The 24,569-nt window shown below is 62.8% G+C and carries 25 protein-coding genes; 15 read left to right on the top strand and 10 right to left on the bottom strand.

Annotated features, from left to right (window positions below; all coding sequences use genetic code 11):
- Positions 1-122: 122 nt before the first annotated feature.
- Entirely contained in the window at positions 123-4,436 is a 4,314-nt protein-coding gene (locus MA884_RS18985) for a DEAD/DEAH box helicase (RefSeq protein WP_256231937.1), read from the bottom strand.
- A gap of 299 nt (positions 4,437-4,735) precedes the next feature.
- On the opposite strand from MA884_RS18985, the gene MA884_RS18980 reads away from it, so the two are divergent.
- Entirely contained in the window at positions 4,736-5,620 is an 885-nt protein-coding gene (locus tag MA884_RS18980) for a sugar nucleotide-binding protein (RefSeq protein ID WP_256231936.1), read from the top strand.
- Positions 5,613-6,542 carry an NAD-dependent epimerase/dehydratase family protein gene (locus tag MA884_RS18975; RefSeq protein WP_256231935.1) on the top strand — a complete coding sequence of 310 codons (930 nt, stop codon included), beginning with the start codon at positions 5,613-5,615 and terminating at the stop codon, positions 6,540-6,542. The genes MA884_RS18980 and MA884_RS18975 overlap by 8 nt, the downstream gene beginning before the upstream one ends.
- 139 nt (positions 6,543-6,681) lie before the next feature.
- Here MA884_RS18975 and MA884_RS18970 read toward each other — a convergent pair whose 3' ends face one another.
- From MA884_RS18970 to MA884_RS18950, 5 genes are all read right to left on the bottom strand, one after another.
- On the bottom strand, positions 6,682-7,380 hold the full coding sequence (locus tag MA884_RS18970; protein ID WP_256231934.1) for an OmpW family protein: 699 nt from the start codon (positions 7,378-7,380) through the stop codon (positions 6,682-6,684).
- 256 nt (positions 7,381-7,636) lie between these two features.
- Positions 7,637-8,155, bottom strand: coding sequence for a DUF3299 domain-containing protein (locus tag MA884_RS18965; protein WP_256231933.1), 519 nt, complete (start codon positions 8,153-8,155; stop codon positions 7,637-7,639).
- 11 nt (positions 8,156-8,166) lie between these two features.
- Positions 8,167-9,432, bottom strand: a complete 1,266-nt coding sequence (locus MA884_RS18960) for an ABC transporter permease (RefSeq protein ID WP_256231932.1) — start codon at positions 9,430-9,432, stop codon at positions 8,167-8,169.
- A gap of 1 nt (position 9,433) precedes the next feature.
- The gene (locus MA884_RS18955) at positions 9,434-10,144 is read right to left on the bottom strand and encodes an ABC transporter ATP-binding protein (protein WP_256231931.1); all 711 of its coding nucleotides are present in this window, start codon (positions 10,142-10,144) and stop codon (positions 9,434-9,436) included.
- 161 nt (positions 10,145-10,305) lie between these two features.
- A complete protein-coding gene (locus MA884_RS18950; RefSeq protein ID WP_256231930.1) occupies positions 10,306-10,890 on the bottom strand; it encodes a DUF2796 domain-containing protein in 585 nt (194 codons plus the stop codon).
- Positions 10,891-11,010: 120 nt separating this feature from the next.
- On the opposite strand from MA884_RS18950, the gene MA884_RS18945 reads away from it, so the two are divergent.
- Entirely contained in the window at positions 11,011-11,361 is a 351-nt protein-coding gene (locus MA884_RS18945) for a hypothetical protein (protein WP_256231929.1), read from the top strand.
- Between the two features lie 117 nt (positions 11,362-11,478).
- On the opposite strand, the gene trxA is transcribed toward MA884_RS18945, so the two are convergent.
- From trxA to MA884_RS18930, 3 genes are all read right to left on the bottom strand, one after another.
- Entirely contained in the window at positions 11,479-12,351 is an 873-nt protein-coding gene (gene trxA / locus MA884_RS18940) for a thioredoxin (RefSeq protein ID WP_256231928.1), read from the bottom strand.
- Positions 12,352-12,528: 177 nt separating this feature from the next.
- Entirely contained in the window at positions 12,529-13,188 is a 660-nt protein-coding gene (locus MA884_RS18935; RefSeq protein ID WP_256231927.1) for a methyltransferase, read from the bottom strand.
- Complete coding sequence (locus MA884_RS18930; protein WP_256231926.1) at positions 13,185-13,655, bottom strand: YbaY family lipoprotein; 471 nt, start codon at positions 13,653-13,655, stop codon at positions 13,185-13,187. The genes MA884_RS18935 and MA884_RS18930 overlap by 4 nt, the downstream gene beginning before the upstream one ends.
- Before the next feature lie 127 nt (positions 13,656-13,782).
- Here MA884_RS18930 and nrdR point away from each other — a divergent pair, with 127 nt between their 5' ends.
- The 12 genes from nrdR to MA884_RS18870 all read left to right on the top strand — a co-directional run bounded on the left by nrdR (position 13,783) and on the right by MA884_RS18870 (position 22,452).
- Complete coding sequence (gene nrdR / locus MA884_RS18925) at positions 13,783-14,247, top strand: transcriptional regulator NrdR (RefSeq protein WP_163006734.1); 465 nt, start codon at positions 13,783-13,785, stop codon at positions 14,245-14,247.
- Entirely contained in the window at positions 14,244-15,377 is a 1,134-nt protein-coding gene (gene ribD / locus MA884_RS18920) for a bifunctional diaminohydroxyphosphoribosylaminopyrimidine deaminase/5-amino-6-(5-phosphoribosylamino)uracil reductase RibD (RefSeq protein WP_256231925.1), read from the top strand. Before nrdR ends, ribD begins: the two co-directional genes overlap by 4 nt.
- A 46-nt stretch (positions 15,378-15,423) precedes the next feature.
- On the top strand, positions 15,424-16,086 hold the full coding sequence (locus MA884_RS18915; RefSeq protein ID WP_092394789.1) for a riboflavin synthase: 663 nt from the start codon (positions 15,424-15,426) through the stop codon (positions 16,084-16,086).
- Between the two features lie 16 nt (positions 16,087-16,102).
- The gene (gene ribBA, locus MA884_RS18910) at positions 16,103-17,194 is read left to right on the top strand and encodes a bifunctional 3,4-dihydroxy-2-butanone-4-phosphate synthase/GTP cyclohydrolase II (RefSeq protein ID WP_256231924.1); all 1,092 of its coding nucleotides are present in this window, start codon (positions 16,103-16,105) and stop codon (positions 17,192-17,194) included.
- A 90-nt stretch (positions 17,195-17,284) separates the two neighbouring features.
- Positions 17,285-17,761: a 6,7-dimethyl-8-ribityllumazine synthase gene (gene ribE / locus MA884_RS18905; RefSeq protein ID WP_047229743.1), complete on the top strand. Its 477-nt coding sequence runs from the start codon at positions 17,285-17,287 to the stop codon at positions 17,759-17,761.
- Positions 17,758-18,258 carry a transcription antitermination factor NusB gene (nusB, locus tag MA884_RS18900; RefSeq protein ID WP_047229742.1) on the top strand — a complete coding sequence of 167 codons (501 nt, stop codon included), beginning with the start codon at positions 17,758-17,760 and terminating at the stop codon, positions 18,256-18,258. The genes ribE and nusB overlap by 4 nt, the downstream gene beginning before the upstream one ends.
- Before the next feature lie 18 nt (positions 18,259-18,276).
- Entirely contained in the window at positions 18,277-19,242 is a 966-nt protein-coding gene (gene thiL / locus MA884_RS18895) for a thiamine-phosphate kinase (protein ID WP_256231923.1), read from the top strand.
- Positions 19,239-19,742, top strand: a complete 504-nt coding sequence (locus tag MA884_RS18890; RefSeq protein WP_092394784.1) for a phosphatidylglycerophosphatase A — start codon at positions 19,239-19,241, stop codon at positions 19,740-19,742. Before thiL ends, MA884_RS18890 begins: the two co-directional genes overlap by 4 nt.
- Before the next feature lie 11 nt (positions 19,743-19,753).
- A complete protein-coding gene (locus MA884_RS18885) occupies positions 19,754-20,512 on the top strand; it encodes an ABC transporter substrate-binding protein (RefSeq protein WP_256231922.1) in 759 nt (252 codons plus the stop codon).
- A gap of 109 nt (positions 20,513-20,621) precedes the next feature.
- Positions 20,622-21,239 carry a GTP cyclohydrolase II gene (gene ribA, locus MA884_RS18880; RefSeq protein ID WP_256231921.1) on the top strand — a complete coding sequence of 206 codons (618 nt, stop codon included), beginning with the start codon at positions 20,622-20,624 and terminating at the stop codon, positions 21,237-21,239.
- Positions 21,236-21,655, top strand: coding sequence for an MFS transporter (locus MA884_RS18875; RefSeq protein WP_256231920.1), 420 nt, complete (start codon positions 21,236-21,238; stop codon positions 21,653-21,655). Before ribA ends, MA884_RS18875 begins: the two co-directional genes overlap by 4 nt.
- The gene (locus MA884_RS18870) at positions 21,655-22,452 is read left to right on the top strand and encodes a cobalamin-binding protein (protein WP_256231919.1); all 798 of its coding nucleotides are present in this window, start codon (positions 21,655-21,657) and stop codon (positions 22,450-22,452) included. The genes MA884_RS18875 and MA884_RS18870 overlap by 1 nt, the downstream gene beginning before the upstream one ends.
- Positions 22,453-22,588: 136 nt before the next feature.
- On the opposite strand, the gene MA884_RS18865 is transcribed toward MA884_RS18870, so the two are convergent.
- Entirely contained in the window at positions 22,589-24,469 is a 1,881-nt protein-coding gene (locus MA884_RS18865; RefSeq protein ID WP_256231918.1) for a TonB-dependent receptor domain-containing protein, read from the bottom strand.
- Positions 24,470-24,569 lie beyond the last annotated feature (100 nt).

Raw genomic sequence — 24,569 nt, 5'->3', positions numbered from 1 at the left:
GCTCGGCTGCGTAGCAGCCGTCGCTGTTGGGCTGATCTTTGAATCGAGCCGATCAGGATTTTGGGTCTGCTGCGCAGCCCAGCGGGAGCAAGCTCCCTCGCCACGGATTTTGTGGCGTTGGATCAAAGGTGTTGAATCAGCTTGTTCCTCACCTCAGCCATGCCATGCGCATCCAGCTCCAGCCACACATGCTGTTTGCCCGCGATCTGCGCCGCCGCCGGCAGGCCATCGCGATACACCAGCCGATTGCTCGCCAGTGCCGGCACTTTCGCGCCCGGTAACAAGGTGCCGGCCAGGTTCAGCGGGTCGACGCCGCACACCGCGACCAAGGCGCCGTCGCTGGGGCGGCGGCGCACTTCCCGTAGCAATGGAATGGCTTCGGGCAGGGCGAACTGCTCGCCTGCCAGGCCGCTGACAAAACGTCCGCCGCGAATCTCTCCCCGTGCCTCCAGGCGATGAAAAGTACGCAGTAACTCGCGCCAGCTCGGCAACCAATCCGCTTCCCGCTCCAGCAGGCGCCAAAACACCACGCCATAACGGCGCAACAAGGTCATCGCAATGTGTTCCAGGGTATCGGGCGATAGGGGCGCTGACCGGTTTCCTTCCTCAGGCGCTGGGGCGCTGCGGCGTAACAAGGCCCAGCGCCCGGCATCATCCATGCCGCCGACGAACGCCCCGCGCCCGCGCCGACTGCTGCGCGCCTGGCGTTTACTGGCAGGGGTGATCAGTGCGCGCAACCCGGCGAAGCTGTCGGCATTCACCCGCCCGGCGCCTACCAGTTCCTGTAACGCGATTTCCAGCTCGCTGCGCAGCAAGTGCGCCTCGTGCATCAGCTCATCGAAAAACAGCGCGCCGTGTTCGCTGAGGGCCTTATGGACTTTTTGCGTCTTGGGTGACAGCTCGCTGGGTGGGGTCTGTTCGGTCAGGCTGCTCCAAAGGGCGACCTGATTGCGCGGCAGCAACACAATCGGCGTGCTGCGCAAGGCGCTGGAAGAGAACGTCTGGCGAGCGCTCAGGCGAATCCACACCAGCTTGCCACTGCGGCACAGCTCATCGAGCCAGCTCGGGGAATAGTCTTTGATTCGCGCCGGCAACAGGTCGCTGTCCCACGCCGAGGCGGCGGCCGGATAGCCTTCGAACTGACTGATGATTGCCGGCAGCACCGCGCTGCCCCGACCCTGAGTGGACGGCGACAGATGCTGCCAGTCGAACAGGAATCGCATGAAATCCTGCAACATCACCGGCTCGATTTCCCGGCGCAGGCGCTTGACGGTGTAGCGGTGGATGCGCGCCAGCAAATGCCGCTCGCACCATTCTTCCTGTCCGCTGCCGGGGGTGAATCGGCCGCGCAGCACATAGCCTTGCTGTTCCAGTTGCGCCAGGGCTTGGGTAATTGTCGGGGTCGATAACCCCAGCGGATAGGCGATGGCCTTCAACGGCAGCGGACCGAAGGCGCTGAGCCGCGCGCGCAGTACCTCCACCACGGCTTCGTCGTGGTCCCAGGGCTCATCAAAACCGGCCAGCGGCGTCAGCGGCGGTCGCCATTGAGCCTGTGGATAAATGGCTTGCAGACACGTCAGTCGTTCCAGCGCCACCCACAGACCCCATTCGGCGCTGATCTGTACATGACTGGCGCGGCCGCGCTCGGCCAGGGCCTGCAGCCAGTCCAACCACGCCCCTTGAGCACTTGCCTCGCCGTCGGCGATGCAGGCCAGGCTCATCAGTGCCTCGTGCATTTCATCGAGGTTGGTGGGGGCCGGCCAGGCTTCGTCCCGGACCGCCTGGATGGCGTCGGCGTCGAGTGCGCCGAGGTCGTCGGTAGACTGCGGGTCGCTCCAGCGCCGGTTGATCACCGCTTGGGTGCGGCGTTCTTCCAGCGGGGCGTTGTCGAGAAAGGTGTAGGGCCGAGCGCTGAGGATTTCCGCCGCCAGCGGCGAGGGCGCAGGCAGGTCGCGGCTGATCAAGCGAACCTCGCCCGCTTCCATGCGCCGCAACAGCGTCAGCCAGCCTTCGCTGTCCATGGCTTCGTGCAGGCAGTCGTCGAGGGTCTGTTCCACCAGTGGGTGATCGGGGATTTCCCGTTCGCCGGCAAGGTTCTCCAGGCAGGCGATCTGGTCCGGGAATACGCTGGCGATCAAGTCTTCGCTTTTCATGCGCTGGATCTGCGGAGCGACTTTGCGCCCGCCCGAATAGCGCGGCAAGGCCAGGGCCACACCGGCATTCCAGCGCCAGCGCACGCCGAACAGCGGCGCATCCAGCACGGCCTGGATCAAGATCTGTTCGGCGCTGTGGCTATTGAGATAGCGCCAGACCTCGTCCAGCTCGAAGCTGTGGCTGGTGGACAGCGACAGCACGATGGCGTCTTCACTGGCGGCGGCCTGCAATTCGAAATTGAAGGTACGGCAGAACCGCTTGCGCAGGGCCAGGCCCCAGGCGCGGTTGATGCGGCTGCCGAACGGCGTATGGATGATCAGTTGCGTGCCGCCGGACTCGTCGAAAAACCGCTCCATCACCAACGTGTCCTGGGACGGCAGGGCGCCGAGGGCCAGGCGTGCCGGAGCCAGGTAATCCACCACTTGTTCGGCACTGGCCAGGTTCAGTTGCAAGGTGCCGGTCAGCCAGTCGAGGGTTGGTTGCAAGTTGCCCGGCGTGGCACCGAGCAGTTGGTCCAGTTGGGCCTGCAGGCGGGCGACCGCCTGGGACAGCTCGGCGCTGCGCCCGGGGGCTTCGCCAAGCCAGAACGGAATGGTCGGCGGCTGGCCCTGGGCGTCCTCGACCCGGACCCGACCGGTCTCGACGCGAATGATGCGGTAGGAGGTATTGCCCAGCTGGAACACGTCGCCGGCAATGCTCTCCACGGCGAAGTCTTCGTTGACGCTGCCGATGTTCAATCCCTGGGGTTCGAGCAGCACGCTGTAGTCAGCGTTGTCCGGAATGGTGCCGCCGCTGGTCACGGCGGTCAGCTTGCTGCCCCGGCGCCCGCGCAGGGTGCGGGTGACGGCGTCGCGATGCAGATACGCACTGCGAACGCCCTGACGGCCATTGAGGCCCTCGGCGAGCATTTGCAGCAATGCCTGATAGTGGCCGTCGTCCAGCTCGGCATAGGGGGCGGCACGGCGAAAGGTTTCCAGCAACGCCTGTTCCGTCCATTCCTGGCAACTGACCTCGGCGACGATCTGCTGGGCCAGTACATCCAGCGGCGCCTTGGGGATGTGCAGGATGTCCAGCTCGCCACGGCGCACGCAGTCGAGCAGGGCGGCGCATTCGATCAAGTCGTCGCGGGTGGTGGCGAACAGACGTCCCTTGGGCGTGCCGCCAACCTGATGGCCCGAGCGGCCGACCCGTTGCAAAAACGCCGAGATCGATCGCGGCGAGGCAATCTGGCACACCAGGTCGACGTCGCCGATATCGATGCCCAGTTCCAGGGACGCGGTGGCAATCAGCACCTGCAACTCGCCGCGCTTGAGCCGTTGCTCGGCGTCCAGGCGAAACTCCTTGGCGAGGCTGCCGTGGTGGGCGGCCACGGCATGCTTGCCCAGGCGTTCGCTCAAATGACGGCTGAGGCGTTCGGCCAGTCGCCGGGTGTTGACGAACACCAGCGTGGTGCGGTGTTCCCGGGCCAGGTCGGCGAGGCGGTTGTAGACCAGTTCCCACACGTCATTGGCCATCACCGCCGAGAGCGGCACTGGCGGCACTTCAATGTCCAAGTCCCGGGGGCGGGCATGGCCGATGTCGACGATTTCACAGCTGCGTCCCTGGCCAACGAGAAAGCGCGACACCGCTTCGATGGGTTTTTGCGTGGCGGACAGGCCGATGCGCATCAGCGGTTCGGCGCACAAGGCTTGCAGACGCTCCAGGCTCAAGGCCAGGTGACTGCCGCGTTTGCTGGCGGCGATGGCGTGGATTTCGTCGACAATCACGGTGCGGGTGCTGGCGAGCATCTGCCGGCCGGAATCGGAGCCGAGCAGCACGTAAAGCGATTCAGGCGTGGTCACCAGAATATGCGGCGCAGTCTTGCGCATCGCCGTACGGTCTTTTTGTGGTGTGTCGCCGGTGCGCACGGCGGTGGTGATGTGCAAGGGCGGCAAGCCCATTTGTCGCAGCTGTTCGGTGATGCCGGCCAGTGGGTTTTGCAGGTTGATCTGGATATCGTTACTCAGTGCCTTGAGCGGCGAGACGTAGACCACCAGGGTCTGGTCCGGCAGACCGCCCTGTTCCAGGCCCCGGTGTACCAGGTCATCAAGTACGGCAAGAAACGCCGTCAGGGTCTTGCCCGATCCCGTGGGTGCGGCCACCAGGGTCGAACGGCGCTGCCCGATCAACGGCCACGCCCGGGCCTGGGCGGCCGTGACCGCCGCGAATGTCTGGCTGAACCAGGCGCGAACGGCGGGATGAAAGCCTGCCATGGCGTGGTCGGCTGGGAAGGGCAGATTCATGTGGGCAGTTATGCGGGTGGGATGGGGAAGATGCAAGTACCTCTGAGCGATGCCTGGCCTGGGAGGACCTCATCGCGAGCAGGCTCGCTCCCACATTCGACCGCGGTCTTCCTGAAGAGACTCGCTCCATTGTGGGAGCGAGCCTGCTCGCGATAGGGCCTGTGAACCCTACACAATGCCGGATCTGCACTTTACGGATGACGGTTGCGCACTAAACCCGCAAAATGCAACGATTCCGACAACGCCTGCGGGCGTTGTCGACCTATTTCTTTTGCCAACAGACCGGGCCTGCTGACTTTATGCGAATGCGCCTTATGTTACTGGGCGGCGGAAATGCCCTTGGGCAGGCGCTGATTCGCCTTGGTGCGGAAGAAGACATCGGTTTTCTTGCCCCCCGCCCCCCCGAAGACGGCTGGGATGCCGCGAGCCTGACGCAGCTGCTGGACGACACTCGGCCGGACGCCTTGATCAACCTGGCGTACTACTTCGACTGGTTTCAGGCTGAAACCGTCAGCGAGCAGCGCCTGGCCAGCCAGGAGCGGGCCGTTGAGCGCCTGGCCGAGCTGTGCCAGCATCACAACATCATTTTGCTGCAACCGTCGAGCTATCGCGTATTCGACGGCTCCCGCGCCACGGCGTACAGCGAGAAGGATGAACCCGTGCCCCTGGGCCTGCGCGGCCAAGCGTTGTGGCGGATCGAGCAAAGCGTGCGCGCCACCTGCCCACAACATGTGCTGCTGCGTTTCGGCTGGCTGCTGGACGACAGCGCCGACGGCATCCTGGGCCGTTTCCTGGGCCGGGCCGAACAACCCGACGAGCTGCTGTTGGCCGACGACCGTCGAGGCAACCCAACGCCAGTGGACGACGCGGCGCGGGTGATCATCTCAGTGCTCAAGCAACTCGATTGCGCGGCACCGCTGTGGGGTACCTACCATTACGCCGGGCATGAGGCGACCACGCCGCTGGCGTTGGGTCAGGCGATCCTCACCGAAGCCCGGGCGCTGCATCCTCTGGCAATCGAATCGCCTACCCCCCAGGCACACGCCGCACGGCCGGACGCCACGGAAGAACCGCAGCACGCGGTGCTGGCCTGCAAGAAAATACTGCACACTTTCGGGATCAAGCCCCGCGCCTGGCGCGCTGCACTCCCGGGCTTACTGGATAGGTTTTATCGCCATGGCTGAAGGTCCTGTTTTAATCACCGGCGGTGCTGGTTTCATTGGTTCGCACCTGACCGACGCCTTGCTCGCCAAGGGGCATTCGGTCCGCATCCTCGATGACTTGTCCACCGGCAAGCGCAGTAACCTGCCGCTGGACAACCCTCTGGTTGAATTGATCGAAGGCGACGTGGCCAATGCGGCGCTGGTAGCCCGGGCCGTGGCCGGTTGCAGCGCTGTGGCGCACCTGGCAGCGGTGGCTTCGGTGCAAGCCTCGGTGGACGACCCGGTGCGTACGCACCAGAGCAATTTCATCGGCACTCTGAATGTCTGCGAAGCCATGCGCCAGGCGGGGGTGAAACGGGTGCTGTTCGCCTCCAGCGCAGCGGTCTACGGTAACAACGGCGAGGGTGAGTCCATCGACGAAGCCACGCCCAAGGCCCCGCTCACGCCGTATGCCTCGGACAAGCTGGCCAGCGAGTTCTATCTGGACTTCTACCGCCGCCAGCACGCGCTGGAGCCGGCGGTGTTCCGGTTCTTCAACATCTACGGCCCGCGCCAGGATCCATCGTCGCCCTATTCCGGAGTCATCAGCATTTTCAGCGAGCGGGCGCAGAAAGGCCTGCCAATCACTGTGTTCGGCGATGGCGAACAAACCCGGGATTTTGTCTACGTCGAAGACCTGGTGGGCCTGCTGGTGCAGGCCATCGAAACACCTGAAGTGCAAGTGGGCGCGGTGAACGTCGGCTGGAACCAGGCCACGACCCTCAAGCAATTGCTCCAGGCCTTGGCCGCGGTGGTGGGCGATCTGCCGCCGATCAGCTATGGCCCGGCGCGCTCTGGCGACATCCGCCATTCCCGGGCTGACAATCGTCGGTTGTTGGAGCGCTTCAGCTTGCCACAACAAACGCCGATGAGTGAGGGGTTGGCGCGCTTGTTGGGGCGCTGAATTTTCAGCCGCCACAAACCTGATGTGGGAGCGAGCCTGCTCGCGATAGCGGTAGGTCAGTCAACATGAATGCTGGCTGATCCAACGCCATCGCGAGCAGGCTCGCTCCCACAGGGATTTGCGTATCTTTAAATTTGCGTCAGAACTTGTAACCCAACCCCACCATGTAGATCCAAGGGTCCACATCGACATTCACCTTGGCCCGGGTTCCGCTGGCCACGGCGTTGTTGTCCACGTAGGCGGTGGTATCGATGTCGATGTAGCGAATCTGGCCGTTGACCATGATGTTGTCGGTCAGCATGTAGTCGGCGCCCACTTGCCACGCCATGCCCCAACTGTTGCTCGCCCGGAAGTTGCTGAAGCCGTTGGCGCTGGCTTCGCTGCCGACGTGTTCATCGTAGATCCAGGTGTAGTTGATGCCGGCACCGACGTAAGGCTGGAAGGCCGACTTGGCGTCGAGCGGGTAGTAGACCAGGCTCAGGGTCGGCGGCAGGTGCTTGAGGCTACCAAGCTTGTTGTTGGCCGCGCCCAGGGCGGTGCCTTTGATCTTCACATCGTGCTCGAATGGCGATGCCGCCAGCAGTTCGATGCCCAGGTTGTTGGTGATCATGTAGGCGAAGTTCAGGCCTAATTGTGTGTCGCTGCTCATGGTTGCCTTGCCGCCCAGGTCGGCGCCGGCCAGCGGGCCACGGTCGACCTTGACGCTGGAGCTGTCGGCTTCTGGATTGACGGTAATGGCGCCGGCGCGAACGATGATGTCGCCAGCCGTATGAGCCTGGGCGAGCGGAGAGGCGAGGGCAAGGGCGACGAGGGAAGCGCTGAGCAGAGACTTTTGCATGGGGGCTCCAGAGGGCATCTAAAATTGATGTCCCATGGTACGGAGCGCTCTAGGCCGGTCTTTTGACTCAGCTCAATGAGTCTGGGTCTATTAATTGACTCAGCTCAATAAAACGATGATGAGGAAATCTTGAGGGCCCCATCGCGAGCAGGCTCGCTCCCACAGTTGACCGAGTTTCTTCAGAAGGAATCCGGTCCAATGTGGGAGCGAGCCTGCTCGCGATAGCTATCTGATCAACAACACATTGCTAGCAGGCTCACTCCGGCAGCTCATACACATAAATTTTCTGCGCCTGCATCTGATACCCGGCATCGGCCAGTTCACTGGTGGACGGCTTGACCTGCATCGGCCCTTCGACCCAGTACGGCTGGTACAACTCGTCGAGCTTGACCCCGATTTCGCTTTGCACATGCACGATCTGATTCGACGGCGGTGGCGGTACATGGATGCAGGCGCCGAAATACGGCACCAGCAAAAAATCCGTGGTGCGGCCTTCCTCGCTGACTTCCAGCGGCACGATGTAACCCGGCAAACGAATCTGCTGGCCGTCGAGCTCCTTGACCACCGGCGCGTTGGGCAAATCCTGCTTGGCCGCCGGGGCCGCTTCGGCGGCCAGGGCATCACTCATCTGCGACAGGTCGTGCAGCGGCGTCATGTTGGGTACTTCCGGCGGTGCGTCCGGCGGGACCATTTCCGACCAGGCCAGGTCCCTCGGTTCAGCCGCCCACAGCGGCAGGGCGACCGTCATCAACAGCGCAAGCAAAGCGCGGGGCATCTTCAACGTCCTCATAAACGAATCGACAGGCCATCGGCCAACGATTGGCGATAAGCGCGCCAGGCCGGCACGCTGCCCATCAGCAGAGCAGCGACCAGAATGCCAGCCATCAGTGTCCATTCATATTCGCTTGGCCAGGCCAATGGCAGGTACAAGCCGTAGGCCGACTGAACATAACCCTGCGCGGCGGCGATGCCGATGTACAGCAAGGCCAGCCCGGCGACCACTCCGGCCAGCGCCAGGGCGAAGGCTTCGAGCACCAGCAGGGTTGCGATGTGCCACGGCCGCGCACCCACCGAACGCAGGATCGCCATCTCCCGACGCCGCTCGTTGAGGCTGGTGAGGATCGCCGTGAGCATGCCGATCAGACCGGTCAGCACCACGAACAGCGAAATCACGAACAGGGCTTTTTCCGCCGTGCCCATCAGGCTCCATAACTCTTGCAACGCCACGCCGGGCAGGATCGCCAGCAGCGGCTCGCCGCGGAACTCGTTGATCTGGCGCTGCAAGGCGAAGGTGGAAATCTTGCTGTTGAGGCCGAGCATGAACGCGGTGATTGCCTTGGGCGTCAGGTCCATGTTGCGGGCCTGGTCGGCGCTGATGCGACCCTTGCCCTGGGCCGGCACACCGTTTTTCCAGTCGATGTGGATCGCTTCCATGCCGCCGAGGCTGATGTGCAGCGTGCGGTCCACCGGGGTGCCGGTGCGCTTGAGAATACCGACCACGGTGAAGGGCTTGTCATCGTGCTTGACCAGGCTGACCACCGCCACGCCGTGGGCCAGCACCAGTTTGTCGCCCAGCTTGTAATGCAACGCCTCGGCCACTTCGGCGCCGAGCACCACTTCGAATGGATCGGTGGCGAAGGCCCGGCCTGCGGCCAGCGCCAGGTGTTGCCGACGACCGTATTGGTAATGCTCGAAGTAGGCCTCGGTGGTGCCCATCACGCGGTAACCGCGATGGGAATCGCCCAGGGACATGGGGATCGCCCACTTCACTTTCGGGTTGCTGGCGAACTGCTCGAAGCTGTCCCAGCGAATGTTGTTAGTGGCGTTGCCGATGCGAAACACCGAATACAGCAGCAGGTTCACCGAACCTGAGCGAGCACCGACGATCAGGTCGGTGCCGCTGATGGTGCTGGCGAAACTGGCCCGCGCCTCGGTGCGTACCCGCTCTACCGCCAGCAGCAGGCACACCGAAAGCGCGATGGCGAATGCGGTGAGGATCGCGGTGAAACGGCGGTTCGCCAGGCTGGCCATGGCAAGACGGAACAAATACATCTCAGACCTCGAGTGGCGTGGCGGCGCGATTGAGATCGGCCAGCGAGAGGTTGCGGTCGAACAGCGGCGCCAGGCTCTGGTCATGGCTGACGAACAGCAGGCTCGATCCGGCCTCGCGGCATTCAGCGAACAGCAGCCGCAGGAAGTTTTCCCGGGCATCGTAGTCCAGGGCCGAGGTGGGTTCATCGGCGATCACCAGTTCCGGTTGGCCGATCAACGCCCGGGCGGCAGCGACCCGTTGCTGCTGGCCGATGGACAGTGAGTCGGCGCGGCGCCCGAGCAGGTTCGTATCGGTCAAGCCCAGGTGTGCCAGCAGCGTGGCGGCGGCTTGATCGACGCTGCCGTGGCGCTGGATCGCCCGTTGTGCACGCAATTTTGAGAAGTGACAGGGCAGTTCAACGTTCTCGCGCACCGAGAGAAACGGCAGCAGGTTGAATTGCTGGAAGATGTAGCCGGTGTGGTCCACGCGAAAGCGGTCGCGGGCGCCGGCCCCCAGTTCAGTGAGTTCCTGGCCAAGCAGGCGAATGCTGCCACGATTCGGCGTCTGCACGCCGCCCAACAGCCCCAGCAACGTGGTCTTGCCACTGCCGCTTGGGCCTTTGAGAAACAGCGTCTCCCCAACCTCCAGGCGAAAGGCCGGGATATCCAGCAAGGGTGGATGCCCGGGCCAACTGAAGCCCAGTTCGGACAGTTCGATGAGTGCTTGAGTCATGTTTGCGGGTTCAAAAGATGAATACCTGTGGGATACCGGTGGGAGCAAAGCTTGCTCGCGATGAGGTCGTCACGTTCAACGTGGGTGTCGACAGTCGAACCGCCATCGCGAGCAAGCTTTGCTCCCGCCAGGTTTGCTCCCGCATGGGGTTTTACGGTCAATCAGAACTTCAGGGTGGGCGCCTTGGCCGTTACTTCCACGCCTTGCTGGCCGCTCGGGCTGATCAGTTGTACCTGAATTTTCTGGGTGGCCGGGAAGGTTTTGAACAGTGTCGTCAGGTCCAGGTTTTTCAACGCACCCGGGGCGGCGCAGGTGAACTGGTAGTGGGCATGGATTTCACTGTGCTCGCCATGGTGCTCGTCGCCATCGGCGTCATGGTCATCGTGGTCGGGTTTATCGCCAAACAACGGGCTTTCCAGTTCCTGCTGGGCCACGGTGCATTTGGCGGCGGCGGGCAGGTTGAACAGCGCCAGCGGCTTGTCCAGTTGCGCACGAACGGCGGCGACCTTGGCCTTGTCGACATCGCTGGTGGCGGCGTGTTCGAAGCCCACCAGGTTCATCGCCGGGCTTTCCAGTTCCAGTTCCAGGGTCTGGTTGTCCAGAGCGGCGTTCAGTCGACCGACGCCGTGTTCATGGGCGCCGAGGCTGCCATGCTCGTGATCATGATCGTGGTCATGCTCGGCGGCCGCATGGGCGACAGCCAAGGGCAGCAGGGCGAACGGCAAAGCAAGAAGCAGACGACGCATGACGAGTCTCCGAAAAGGTTATGTAATCTTATAACGAAAGTGCGGAGAGTTTGACTGGCTGCTTGGCGTCGCGCAAGGCCCATGGGAGCATGGGCACATGAAATTTTCAGGAGCACGGTGATGTTGCGGATACGCGGAACCGTCGGTGATTGGCCGGTGGACTTGTCGATCGACATGGATGAGGGCGACTGGGCGCAGCTCGGCGCGCAGTTGCAAACGGTCAAGCCCGATAACACGGCGACGCCTGCGACCAGGCCGGTCAATCAGGACGATGCCTTGTGGCAGATCGCCAGGGAGTTGCTGCGCAAGGCCGGGCAATTGAGTGGTCCGGATCTGCTGGAGCAGCTCGAAGGCCTGACCGGCAGCGCCCCGGCCGGCAAACGCCTGTTGGTGCGCTTGCGCCATAGCCCGGATGTCAAAGTCATCAGCGGCGGCGATACACCGCTCTACAGCTGGCACGAAACCGCGTAGGAGCTGCGTAGGAGCTGACGAGCGAAGCGAGGCTGCGATCTTTACCCTGACGCTTGAGTCTCGAGCGAAAGATCAAAAGATCGCAGCCTCGCTTCGCTCGGCAGCTCCTACAGGGAATCAATACAACGCCGCAAACAGCTTGCGGCGATAGGTCGTCACCAGCGGATGATCGTTGCCCAACAATTCGAACACTTGCAGCAAAGTCTTGTGGGGCAGGCCTTCGCTGTAGCTGCGGTTGCGGATGAACAGCTTGAGCAACGCATCGAGGGCCGGTTCGTACTGCTGGCGGGCCAATTGCTGGATTGCCAGTTGATACACCGCTTCGTCGTCCTGCGGATCTTTCGCCAGGCGGGCCTTGAGATCGGCGGCGTCCGGCAGATCCCTGGCCAGGCCGAGGAACTGGATCTGCGCCTTGGCACCGGCCAGCGCGGCCTTGTGCTCATCGCTTTTCACCGCGTCAAGCACGGTCTGAGCTTCAGTCAACTCGCCGCGTTCGGTCAGGCAGCGGGCATACAGGATCAAGGCCTTGGCGTTGGTATTGTCTTCCCCCAGCAGCGCAGTGAGCACCGCTTCGGCATCAGCAAAACGACCCTCGTCGAACAGCGCCTGGGCCTGTTCAAACGGGTCGGCGGCGGCCGGAGGCGGCATTTGCACATGGGGTTCGAGCATCGCCCGCACGGCGGACTCCGGTTGGGCCCCGGCGAAACCGTCGACGGGCTGACCGTCCTTGAACAGCACCACGGTAGGCAAGCTGCGAATGCCGAAGCGGGCGACGATGTCCTGCTCGATGTCGCAGTTGACCTTGGCCAGCAGCAGTTCGCCTTGATAGCTCTCGGCGATGCCCTGCAGCATCGGCATCAGCGCCTTGCACGGCGCGCACCACTCGGCCCAGAAATCCACCAGCACCGGTTTGTGAAAAGAGTTGGCGATCACCGACTGGTCGAAATCGGCGGTGGTGGCGTCGAAGATGTACGGGGTGTCCTGGGTCATGGGGAATCTCGTAGAACGCTTGAATGGAGCAACTATAAGGCTTGGTGGGGGGTGGCTGAAAGCGGGGGTGTGCGGTGCCTTATCGCGAGCAGGCTCGCTCCCACATGGGATTTGTGATGAGCACACATTTTGTATTCGACACAAAAGCCTGTGGGAGCGAGCCTGCTCGCGATGCTTTTAAAGCTCGCGCCGCGCGTGGTACAGGCTCACATGCCGAAACTCCTCGGGCTCGGCCAGATCCGGCAAGGTCATGGCCTCAAGCATTTCGATGCGCCGGTACAGCGGATGCTGGAAATCCCGCACCCGGGAGTCGGCCACCAGAGCCTCGCGGCCGCGACTGAGAAACTGGTCGAGCAACGGCAGGTTGGCGCGGTCGTAAAGCACATCCGCGACGAGGATCAGGTCGAAGCGATCGTCCTCGGCGAAAAAATCCTTCGAATACCCAAGCTCTACGTCATTGAGCAGCGCGTTGGCCTGGCACGCAGCAAGCGCCAGAGGATCCAGATCACAGACCACCACCTCAAGCGCTCCGGCCTTGAGCGCCGCGATACCCGCGACGCCGGAACCGGCGCCGAAGTCCAGCACCCGCTTGCCTTCGACCCAATGTGGCTGTTCGACCAGATAGCGCGCCATCGCCAGGCCGCTGGCCCAGCAAAAGCTCCAGTAAGGTGGCTCGTGGAGAATGCGCCGGGTTTCTTCCGGGCTGAAAGCGCGGTCCATGTTATCGCCGTCGATCAGCCACAATTTCAGGTCAGTGCCGGGCAGCGGGCAGGCCACCAAGTGCGCGTCTCCAAGCAACTGGCCCAACGCGTGTTGCAGGTCTTGCGGTGAACTCATGGCGCTTTGACAAATTGCAGCGAGCCTAGCGCCTGAGTGGTCGGCTGGCTGATGCGTTGCTCCGGCAAATGCAGGATCAACTGGCCCGACTGACTGGCGCGGCCGCGCAGTTCCACACGGGCGCCAACCGGGAAGGCTTCGGGGTTGAAGCGCAGGCGAAAGGGCAGGGCCTGGTTATTGCCGATCAGGCTGGAGCTGGCGAGCAACTGCTGCGGGCGGTCCTTGTCATCGATCACCAGCAGCGCCAGTTCGACCTCAGCCCCTGCCGGTATTCCCTGCAGAGTGCCGCTCAGTTCCCGCTGGTGCGCCGGCAGCGGACCCAGTTCGGCGGCCTGGCGGGCTTTTTCTTGGGCCTGTTTGGGCGCAGGGGGCTTTGCCGGGGCGGGGGCGTCGGGTTGGGGGGCGTCGCTGCTGCACGCCATCAGCAGGCTGAACAGACTGAGCAAAACGAGTGATCGTAGCGACATGTGTGGCTCCAGCAAGGTGAATTCCATGGATCTGACGGTAAGCCCGTCTGTATACCGTAAACCCTATGGCTTGTCTTGCCAGTGGGATGCGCTACCATGGCCCTCCCTTTTTTTGTTGCCTGCCACCATGCACTGTCCCTTCTGCGGTGCCAACGACACCAAGGTCATCGACTCGCGACTGGTCGCCGAGGGCGAACAGGTTCGCCGCCGGCGCGAATGCCTGGCCTGCGGCGAGCGTTTCACGACGTTCGAGACCGCTGAACTGGTGTTGCCGCGCCTGATCAAAACCGACGGCAGCCGTCAGCCGTTCGACGAAGAAAAACTGCGCGCGGGCATGCAGCGCGCCCTGGAAAAGCGCCCGGTGAGCGTCGAACGCCTGGAGGCGGCGCTGGTGCACATCAAGCACAAGCTGCGGGCCACTGGCGAACGCGAGGTTAAATCCCTGGTGGTCGGTGAACTGGTGATGGCCGAGCTGCAGAAGCTCGATGAAGTCGCCTACATCCGCTTCGCCTCGGTATACCGCCGTTTCCAGGATTTGAACGAATTTCGCGAAGAAATCGACCGCCTGGCCCGCGAACCGGTGAAACAATGACCTCCCCGGCGCAGCAGGCCGTCCTCGACGCCCAGTACATGGCCCGTGCCCTGGAACTGGCGCGGCGCGGTCACTACACCACGCACCCCAATCCCCGGGTAGGTTGCGTGATCGTGCGTGACGGTCAGATTGTTGGCGAAGGCTGGCACATTCGTGCCGGCGAACCCCATGCCGAAGTCCATGCCCTGCGCGCCGCCGGTGAACAGGCCAGGGGCGCCACGGCTTACGTGACCCTCGAGCCCTGCAGCCACCACGGGCGCACGCCGCCCTGTGCCGATGCGTTGATCAATGCCGGTGTGGCGCGGGTGGTGGCAGCGATGCAGGACCCGAACCCGGAAGTGGCCGGTCGCGGTTTGCAACGCTTGAGCCAGGCCGGGATCGCCACCCAAAGCGGTGTGCTGGAGGGCGAGGCGCGCCAGCTCAACCAGGGTTTCCTCAAGCGCATGGAGCACGGCTTGCCGTTCGTGCGGGTCAAGCTCGCCATGAGCCTCGATGGCCGCACCGCCATGGAAAGTGGTGAAAGCCAATGGATTACCGGTCCGGCCGCACGTTCGGCGGTGCAACGCCTGCGCGCCCAGGCCAGTGTGGTGCTGACCGGTGCCGATACGGTGCTGGCCGACAACGCCCGACTGACCGTACGCGCCGATGAACTCGGGCTGGATGCGCAGCAGACCGCGCTGATCATGAGTCGCCCGCCGTTGCGGGTACTGGTGGACGGTCGTCTGCGCGTGCCGTTGGACGCACCTTTCTTCAAGGCCGGCCCGGCGATGGTCGCTACCTGCATGGCGGTGGAAGAACAGTACGCCAATGGTCCCGAATGCATGATCGTGGCGGGCGACGATGGCCAGGTCGACTTGCGTCGCCTGCTGGTGGAACTGGCGGCCCGTGACGTCAATGAAGTGCTGGTGGAGGCCGGTCCGCGTCTGGCAGGGGCGTTCGCCCGGCAGGGGCTGGTGGATGAATTCCAGATTTTCATCGCCGGCAAGTTCCTCGGATCTTCCGCACGACCGCTACTGGACTGGCCGTTGGCGCAGATGAAAGATGCCCCGGAACTGAAAATCACCGAAATTCGCGCCGTGGGCGATGACTGGCGAGTCATTGCCATTCCCGTTTCCCCGGCCCGCGTATAATTCCCGGCTTTCGCTCAAGCGGCGGCCCGTTCTCGAGGAGGACTCCATGTTTACCGGCATCATCGAATCCATCGGCAGCATCCGTGCACTGACCCCCAAGGGCGGCGACGTGCGGGTCCATGTCGAAACCGGCAAGCTCGACCTGAGCGACGTCAAACTGGGCGACAGCATCGCGGTAAATGGCGTATGCCTGACCGCTGTCGAACTGCCGGGCAATGGTTTTCTGGCGGACGTCAGTCGCGAAACCCTCGACTGCACCGCCATGAACGATCTCAAGAGTGGCAGCCCGGTCAACCTGGAAAAAGCCCTGACCCCCACCACCCGCTTGGGCGGTCACCTGGTCAGCGGCCATGTCGATGGCGTTGGCGAAGTGGTTTCGCGCAGCGATAACGCCCGGGCCGTGGAGTTTCGCATCCGCGCCCCGAAGGAGCTGGCCAAGTACATCGCCCATAAAGGCTCGATCACCGTCGATGGCACCAGCCTGACGGTCAATGCGGTGGATGGCGCCGAGTTCCTGCTGACGATCATTCCGCACACCTTGAGCGAAACCATCATGGCCTCGTATCGGCCAGGTCGCCGGGTGAACCTGGAGGTTGACCTGCTGGCCCGTTACCTGGAACGCCTGCTGTTGGGCGACAAGGCAGCAACGCCTGCGGCCGGTAACATCACTGAAAGCTTTCTGGCCGCCAACGGCTACCTCAAATCCTGACCCAAGGGGGTGCCGCGTGGCGCTCAATAGCATCGAAGAACTGGTAGAAGACATCCGCCAAGGCAAGATGGTCATCCTCATGGATGACGAAGACCGCGAGAATGAAGGCGACCTGATCATGGCCGCCGAGTGCTGTAAGGCCGAGCACATCAACTTCATGGCCAAGCATGCCCGTGGCCTGATCTGTATGCCCATGACCCGTGAACGCTGCGAGCTTTTGAAGCTGCCGCTGATGGCGCCGCGCAATGGCTCCGGCTTTGGCACCAAGTTCACCGTGTCCATCGAGGCTGCCGAGGGCGTGACCACCGGTATCTCCGCTGCTGACCGTGCCCGCACCGTGCAGGCCGCCGCCGCGAAAGACGCCAAGGCCGAAGACATTGTCAGCCCCGGTCACATCTTCCCGCTGATGGCCCAGGCCGGCGGCACTCTGGCCCGTGCCGGCCACACCGAAGCAGCGTGCGACCTGGCGCGCATGGCCGGTTTCGAGGCCAGCGGCGTGATCTGCGAAGTCATGAACGACGACGGCACCATGTCCCGTCGCGCGGAACTCGAAGCCTTTGCCGCCGAACACAACATCAAGATCGGCACCATCGCCGACCTGATCCACTACCGGATGATCCACGAACGTACCGTTCAGCGGATTGCCGAGCAGCCGCTGGACAGCGAACTGGGCCAGTTCAACCTGGTAACCTACCGCGACTCGGTGGAAGGCGACGTGCACATGGCGTTGACCCTGGGTACCGTGTGCGCCGAAGAACCGACCCTGGTTCGCGTGCATAACATGGACCCGCTGCGCGACCTGCTGATGGTCAAGCAGCCCGGCCGCTGGAGCCTGCGGGCCGCCATGGCCGCGGTGGCCGAGGCCGGCAGCGGTGTGGTGCTGCTGCTCGGGCATCCGCTCGATGGCGACGTGCTGCTGGCGCACATCCGGGAAACCGGTGATAACACCGCCGTGAAAAAACCGACCACCTACAGCATCGTCGGCGCCGGTTCGCAGATCCTGCGGGACCTGGGCGTACGAAAAATGCGCCTGATGAGCGCACCGATGAAATTTAATGCGATATCCGGTTTCGACCTGGAAGTTGTAGAATACGTGCCCTCCGAATAATGGCCCGGGATTTCCGGCTCTGTATTCGCGGCTAATATCACTGAGGAGCGCGTATTCGAACGCGCTCTGGCTCTTTAAGAGATCTGACGAATGACCCTGAAGACCATCGAAGGTACCTTCATCGCCCCTCAAGGCCGCTACGCTCTGGTAGTGGGCCGTTTCAACAGCTTCGTGGTTGAGAGCCTGGTTGGCGGTGCGGTCGATGCCCTGGTTCGCCATGGCGTGAGCGAAAGCGACATCACCATCATCCGTGCGCCTGGCGCCTTCGAAATTCCGCTGGTTGCGCAGAAAGTCGCTCAAAAGGGCGAATATGCGGCGATCATCGCCCTGGGCGCGGTCATTCGTGGCGGTACTCCGCACTTCGAATACGTGGCCGGCGAATGCACCAAGGGCCTGGCCCAGGTGTCCATGGAGTTCGGCGTGCCGGTCGCCTTCGGCGTGCTGACCGTTGACTCCATCGAGCAAGCCATCGAACGCTCCGGCACCAAGGCCGGTAACAAAGGCGCCGAAGCGGCCCTGTCCGCCCTGGAAATGGTCAGCCTGCTGGCGCAGTTGGAGGCCAAGTGATTAGCGACGAAAGCGATCGTTTCAACCCGCGCGATCCCAAGCCAGCCGATGCCGGCAAGCCTTCGAAGAGCGTCAAGCGTCGCGAAGCCCGTCAGCTCGCCACCCAGGCGCTGTATCAATGGCACATGGCCAAGCAATCGCTGAACGAGATCGAAGCGCAGTTTCGGGTCGACAACGATTTCAGTGACGTTGATGGCGCGTACTTTCGCGAGATCCTGCACGGCGTCCCGGCCCACAAGACCGAGATCGACATTGCCCTGGCCCCTTGCCTGGACCTGACCATCGAAGAGCTGGACCCGGTTGAGCTGGCGGTGTTGCGCCTGTCCACCTGGGAGCTGATGCAGCGCGTCGACGTTCCGTACCGCGTAGTGATCAACGAAGGGATCGAACTGGCGAAAGTCTTCGGATCCACCGATGGGCACAAATTCGTCAACGGTGTACTCGACAAACTGGCCCCGCGTCTGCGTGAAGCTGAAGTGAAGGCGTTCAAGCGCTGATTGGCGCTTGCAGCGACTATGGGCGAATTTGAGCTGATCCGTCATTACTTTGCCGCCGCGTCTTGTGCGCAGGGCGGCGAGGGCGTTGCGCTCGGGATCGGCGATGACTGCGCCTTGCTGGCCGTTCCACCCGGGGAGCAATTGGCGGTGTCCACCGATACCCTTGTGGCCGGTGTGCATTTTCCAGACCCTTGCGACCCGTTCCTGCTCGGCCAGCGCTCGCTGGCCGTGGCGGTCAGTGACCTGGCCGCCATGGGCGCGACTCCTTTTGCATTTACCTTGGCCCTGACCTTGCCGACGGTGACCGCCGATTGGTTGCAAGCCTATGCCCGCGGTTTGAACCAGATGGCCCAGGTTTGCGATGTGGCTCTGGTGGGCGGTGACACTACGCGTGGGCCGTTGAGCATGACCCTGACCGTGTTCGGTCGCGTACCGTCCGGCCAGGCCCTGACTCGCAGCGGTGCGCAACCCGGTGATTGGTTATGTGTCGGCGGCGAGCTGGGCAATGCCGCTGGCGCATTGCCGCTCGTGCTGGGTCAGCGCACCGCCGAACCTGATATCGCCGAGCCGCTGCTGGCGCATTATTGGTCGCCACGCCCGCAGATCGACCTCGGTCTGGCGTTGCGGGGCAAGGCTGGCGCGGCGATGGATATCTCCGATGGCCTGCTGGCCGATTGCGGGCATATCGCCCTGGCCTCCGGTGTGGCGTTACACGTTGAACGCGACCGCCTGCCACTGTCCAAGGCTTTGGTAACGCTCCTGGGCGGCGCGAATGCTGCGCACGCCGCATTGAGCGGTGGTGACGATTACGTGCTGCTATTCACCTTGCCACCTGTCCCGCTGGTGGCGTTGCAGGCCGAGGGCTGGCCGATCCATGTGATCGGCCGCGTCGTGGCCGGGCGAGGTGTCGCGCTGCTCGACAGCGATGGGCACGACATCACCCCGCAAATCCGGGGCTATCAACATTTTCGGGAGACACCGTGACAGATCATCCCAACCAGGTCCCGGCAGAGTTCGTTCCGCCCTCGGTCTGGCGCAATCCCTGGCACTTCCTGGCGTTCGGCTTCGGTTCGGGCACTTTACCCAAAGCTCCGGGCACCTGGGGTTCGCTGGTTGCGCTACCCTTTATACCGTTGTGGCAAATGTTGCCGGACTGGGGCTACTGGCTGATGCTCGGCATCACCATGCTGTTCGGCTTCTGGCTGTGCGGCAAGGTGGCAGATGACCTGCGGGTGCACGATCATGAGGGTATTGTCTGGGACGAAATGGTCGGCATGTGGATCACCCTGTGGCTGGTGCCTGAAGGATGGTATTGGCTGTTGGCGGGTTTTCTGATGTTCCGCTTCTTCGATATCCTCAAGCCTTGGCCGATCCGCTGGATCGACCGCAAGGTGCATGGAGGCGTAGGCATCATGCTTGACGATGTATTGGCCGGGGTCTTCGCCTGGCTGGCTATGCAAGGATTGGTGTGGTGTTTCACCTGAGGGATTCAGGCATGGGCGCAAGCCGCGCACTCTTACTGTTGTTGTGTCTGGGGATCAGCTTTGGCGCGCGGGCGGCCGAGCCGTCGGCGCTGCCCGACAAGGTGCGCGCGGCCAGCGAGGAGTGGGCGGATTACTCCCAGGCTGATGGCAAGGGCATGGCGTGGGACATCTTGCGTGAAGTGTTCGAGCCCGCAGGCGTGAGGCTGGAAACCCGCAGTGTGCCGTACACCCGTTCAATCGGGCTGGTGCAGCGCGGTGAGGTCGATGTGCAGGTGGGTGCTTATCTCGATGAGTCGGAAGGGGTGCTTTATCCCCAATGGCACTACGATGTCGATCATATCTACGCTTTGGGGCTGGCCTCCAAACCGTCCCCTACATTGGCGACGGTCGGCAACTATCGGCTGGTGTGGATGCGTGGCTATGAATACGACAGCTACCTGCCAGGTATCCGCAGTTTCAACGAAATTCACCGCGCCGTGGGCATCTTGCCGATGCTGGTCCATGATCGGGCCGATTTTTATATCGATGCGTTGATGGAAATCGAGGACTTACTCGCCAAGTCCGAGAATCCCCAGCAATTCAAGCTTTCACCGTTGATCAACCTGCCGCTTTACCTGGGCTTTGCCGACACCGAAAACGGTCGAGTGCTACGGGACCTGTTTGACCGGCGCATGACGGAGCTGGTGAAGAACGGTCGACTGAAGCCGATTTTTGAACGCTGGAAACAACCCTATCCTTTCGACGAAAACGGCAAATCAATGAAGCCGTAATCAATCTTTTCGATGTTTATGGCCGATAATTCAGCCTGAGCGTCGGTCGGGACGTGCTGTTACAATGCTCGCCTCTGCGAATCTCCAGTAATAGATCAGGAGCACACCGGTGCCTGTCGTTTTTGTTGCCGCTTCCAAGCTGCCAACGCCCTTTGCGCAATTCACCATGCATGGTTTTCTCGATGAAGCCACCGGCCGCGAGCACGTCGTGCTGAGCCTGGGTGATTTCGCCGACGGTGCCCCGGTACTGGGCCGCCTGCACTCCGAATGCCTGACGGGCGATGCCTTGTTCAGCCAGCGCTGCGATTGCGGTTCGCAACTTGAGGCCGCGCTGCAGGCCATTGCCCGCGAAGGCCGTGGCGTGTTGCTTTACCTGCGCCAGGAAGGTCGCGGCATTGGCCTGTTGAACAAGATTCGCGCCTATGAGCTGCAAGATGGCGGCGCCGATACCGTGGAAGCCAACGAGCGCCTGGGGTTTGCCGCCGACCTGCGTGACTACAGCATCTGCCTGCCGATGCTCGAACATCTGGGCGTCAAGTCGTTGCGCTTGATGACCAACAACCCGCGCAAGGTCAAGGCGATGACCGAGATGGGCATCGTGGTGGCCGAGCGCGTGCCGCTGCACACCGGCCACAACCCCCACAACAAACTTTACCTGGCGACCAAGGCCAGCAAGCTTGACCACATGATGGGCAACGAGCATCAGGGCGAGGTAGACCGGGCGTGACGCGCGGTCAGGTCCGGCGGCGACTGTCCGTCAGTTGGTGGCAATACCTGGCGTTGGCCTTGCTGCCGCTGTTTGTGATCAATGCGGTATTTGGCCAGGGCGAAGCGATTCTGCCGGTGCTGGCGATGCCGCTGTTTATCGCTGGCGTGGCCTCGATGTTCGTCAGCCTGCGCTTCTTTGGCGCCTATAAAAACGCCTTGATCGCCACCCAAAAAGCCCTCGACACCCCCGAAGAGCCTCAAGCCTGGATCGCCCTGGCAACCCGGCGGCGCGCGGCCTTTCTCGCCGCCGGCCTGCCAGCCTGGATCGGTGCCCTGGCGGTATTCGTGGGGCTGGAGGCGGTGCCGTTGATGCTGCTGGCGTTGTCTACGGCGGTATTGTTCTACCTGTATCGCATCCCGCGTCAGCTCGGTTGATGATCCACTGGCTGGCGGTCCTGCTGTTGGCCGTCAGCGCCTCGACGATGGCGGCCCAGCGTGTGGTCAGCCTGGCTCCGTCCCTGTCTGAAATCGTGGTTGAGCTGGATTCCGCTGACCTGTTGGTGGGCGTGCTGGATGGCGGCGATCGGCCCTTGGCGTTGAAAGACCTGCCTTCTGTGGGCCGTTATGGGCAATTGGACATGGAGCGCTTGCTCAGTCTCAGGCCCGATCTGCTCCTGCTCTGGCCAGGCAGCGTCGGCAACGCCCAACGCCAGCAGCTCAAGGAATTGAAGATTCCTGTCTACGTCGCCGAGCCCCACGGTCTCGACCCACTCATCACCCAAATTGAAGACATCGCCACGCAACTCGGCCGCCCGGAGCGAGGCCAGCAGCGAGCGGCGCAGTTGCGCGGGCGCCTTGAGGCGTTGCGTGAGCGCTACCGGCGTGACACGCCGTTGCCGGTGTTCTATCAGGTCTGGGACCGGCCGCTGTATACCGTCGGCGGCGGGCAGATCATCAGCGATGCGCTGGCGGTTTGCGGGGTGCGTAATGTGTTTGCCGACCTCACCCTGCCGGCGCCGCAGGTGAGCGTTGAGTCAGTGTTGCAGCGCAATCCGCAGATCATCCTGGCCACCGACCAGGCCCAGCTCGATGCCTGGAAAGCCTGGCCGCAGCTGGCGGCGGTGGCGCAGGGACGGTTGTTGTTAGTCACTGACAAGGGGCTGGAGCGGCCCAGTGGACAAATGATCGAGGCGACGGCGCGGTTGTGCGGGTTGATTGCGCCAGACAGATAATCGCGGTGCTCCCAATCGCGAGCAGGCTCGCTCCCACAGGGATTTGTGGCGCCGCTGATTTTGTATTCACATTGGATCAAATTGTGGGAGCGAGCCTGCTCGCGATGAGGTCAGTCCCGGCACCACAAACTCTGGATCAGAGCGCCGGCGTCCAGGTCACCCCAAACAACCAGGCCCGACCTTCCTCACGATACCCATACTGCCCACCTTCATGGCTATACAGTGCCCGGCTGTAGCCCTTGTCCAGCAGGTTATCGACTTTCATCTCCAGCTTCACCTCGCGGTTCAACGCCCAACTGCCACGTAACCCGAGCAGGGCATAGCCGCCCAGTGCATTGCGGTTGTTCTCATCGTCGTAGCTGCTGCTCACGGCTTGCCAGGTGGCGCCCAGGCTCAAGCGGTCAAATTGGCGGTCCAGGTCCAGGCTCAAGGTCCGGCGGGCACGTCGGGCCAGGGTGTGGCCGCTGTCACGGTCCCGTGGGTCGATGATGGCCAGGCCCAAATTGCTCTGCCAGCCGAATAACTCCTGGCTCAGGGCTGCTTCGAAACCGTTGATTCGTGCCGAGGCAACGTTCTGTGGGCGTGATTGGCTGCCAAAGATGATCGCGTCTTCCAGGTCCGTGCGGTACAGCGAAGCTTCCAGGCGGGCGCTGTCGCTCAGTTGGCTGCGCCATTGCAGTTCGTAGCTTTTGGCGGTTTCCGGCGCAAGGTCCGGGTTACTGAAGTCCGGGTAGTACAGGTCGTTGAAGGTCGGTGCGCGGAAGCTTTCGCTGTAGGTCAGCAGCAGATCATTGTCCGGATTCACTGGCAGGGTGAGCGTGCCGCTCCAGCTATTCTGGGCACCGAACTGCTGGTTCTGGTCGCGCCGCACGCCCAATTCGGTGGAGAACGTTTCGCCCCGGAAACGATGCTGGATAAACGCCGCACGGTTCCAGCGGCTGTCTTCGTCATACGGCGTGCTGCTGTTGATCCGATCCTCATACCAATCACCACCGACGATCAGGCTGTGGCGATCGTCCAGCGTCACATCGTTCTGCCAGGTCAGCGAATCGCGGTAGGTGTTGAACACTTCCCGGACATCGCTGAGCTTGTCGAAGGTTTTTTCGCGGTTCTCGCTGTGGCCCAGTTCCAGACGCGATTTCCACGCGTCGTTGATGCGCCCATCGACATAAGTGCTGAAACTGCTCACCGCAAAATCACTGTAAGGCTGCTGGGGCAGCGACTCGAAGGTGTTCGGGTCGAAGCGGCCGAACGGGTTGTCGTATTCGCTTTTGCCGCGGTTATCCAGCAAGTTCAGGCCGACTTCAAGGTCATCGTTGAACCCATGACTCAGGCTCAGGCTCAAGGACTGGTTGCGGTTGGCATCAAGGTCCCGGTCGCTGGCGTAGGACTCATGGGTGCGATTGGTTCCGTCGCTTTCATCCAGGCTGGCGCCGAGGTTGAAGCGTGTCTGATCATCCCCGCCGGACAGCCCCAGGCTGCGCTCCCAGGTCCGGTGGCTGCCAAAACCCAGGTGCAAGCGCGGTTGCAGGCCTTGTGCGTTGCCGCGACGGGTGAAAATCTGGATCACTCCGCCCACCGCGTCGGCGCCGTAGATCACCGAGCGCGACCCGCGCAGCACTTCCACCCGTTCGATCTGGTTGATGTTCAGGCGTTGCAAGTTGCTGTCGCCGGAGGTGGAGTTGCCGATGCGCTGGCCGTCCACCAGCACCAGGCTCTGGGCCGATTTGGTGCCGCGAATGTAAATCCCCGGCAGGCTGCCACGCCCGCCCAGCGGCGCCACCTGCACCCCCGGCACACGGTTGAGCAGGTCGGTCACGCTGGCCGGTTGCAGGCGTTCGATGTCGTCACGGGTGAACACCGTGTTGGCGGCGCTGCTGTCATTGCGGGCCTCGACCTGACGGTTGGCGCTGATCACCACGTCGGGGAGCTTGAGGGCTTGGTCGCGTTCGAAGGTGTCGGCCAGCAGGTTGGTGGCCGGCAGTAGGGAAAGGCTGAGGGCGAGATGCGGTTTCATGGATGTTCCGAAAATATTTGGCTCCACGCCAAAACCAGTGTGGGAGCGAGCCTGCTCGCGATAGCGGTGTGTCAGTCAATGTCGATATCGACTGGTCTTA

The sequence above is a fragment of the Pseudomonas sp. Q11 genome (assembly GCF_024494355.1).
Classification (GTDB): Bacteria; Pseudomonadota; Gammaproteobacteria; order Pseudomonadales; family Pseudomonadaceae; genus Aquipseudomonas; species Aquipseudomonas hefeiensis.
Note: the sequence above shows the minus strand (reverse complement) of the source record. Positions and strands in the feature narration are given on the sequence as shown.